Annotated in this window: 1 protein-coding gene; it reads left to right on the plus strand. The window is 73.4% G+C overall.

Features of this window, described 5'->3' with window-relative positions:
• Positions 1 to 125 precede the first annotated feature (125 nt).
• Positions 126 to 905 carry a VOC family protein gene (locus tag ACFQ6N_RS32645; RefSeq protein ID WP_380657046.1) on the plus strand — a complete coding sequence of 260 codons (780 nt, stop codon included), beginning with the start codon at positions 126 to 128 and terminating at the stop codon, positions 903 to 905.
• Positions 906 to 1,049 lie beyond the last annotated feature (144 nt).

Below are 1,049 nucleotides of genomic sequence, written 5' to 3' on the forward strand. Positions count from 1 at the left end.
ACGCCCACCATGCCCACCGCACAGACCGCCCGGTACCCGACACCCGTGGGGGCCTGCCGAGTGGCGGATACCCGGCGGCGGGGAAAAGGTGGCTGGCGGGGGACGTCACCGGAGAGAGGCGAGCCATGCCTGAAGTCACCACCCCGTACGCGACCGGCACCCCGTGCTGGGTCGACCTGATGGCCAAGGACCAGCAGGCCGCGCTGGACTTCTACCGCGACCTCTTCGGCTGGCAGGGCCGGCCCGGCCCCGCCGAGTTCGGGGGTTACGCGGTCTGCGAGCTCAACGGAAAGGCCGCGGCCGGCATCGGCCCGACGATGGCCCCGGAGGGGATGCCCGAACCGCCGACCGTCTGGAACAGCTACCTGGCCAGCACCGACGCCCAGGCCACCCAGGACGCGATCGTCGGCGCCGGCGGCACCCTGCTCGCCCCGGTCATGGACGTCGGCAACCTGGGCCGGATGCTGATCGCCGCCGACCCGCAGGGCGCGGTGTTCGGCGTCTGGCAGCCCGGCGAGTTCTTCGGCGCCCAGGTGGTCAACGAGGCCGGCGCGCTGACCTGGAACGAGCTGCACACCAGCGACGTCCAGGCCGCCACCGCCTTCTACGGCGAGGCGTTCGGCATCGAGATCGAGCCGCTGGACGGCGCGGACTCGTACTGGGAGCTGCGCGTCGGCGGCCGTGCGGTCGGCGGCGTCTCCCTCCTCGCCAACGACCCGCCCGGCACCCCGGCCCACTGGCTGAGCTACTTCGCGGTCGACGACGTCGACTCCACCGTGGACGCGCTGGTCAAGCGGGGTGGGACCGTCCTCGCGCCGCCCTTCGACATGATGGCCGGCCGGATGACCGTCGTCGCCGACCCCCAGGGCGCCCCGTTCGCCATGATCAGGCCCACCCCGATGTAGCCCCGCGCCCGCTCCCGCCCGTTTCCGCCCTCACGACGCAACGCGGTGGGGGGGGAGGCGGCCCCGCCCGCGTCCGGCGGGCCCCCCGCGAGCCGGGGGGGGTGTAAAACAAAACCCGCCCACCAGGCAGAACTCAATGAAGGG

It is taken from the genome of Kitasatospora sp. NPDC056446 (genome assembly GCF_042796115.1).
GTDB lineage: Bacteria > Actinomycetota > Actinomycetes > Streptomycetales > Streptomycetaceae > Kitasatospora.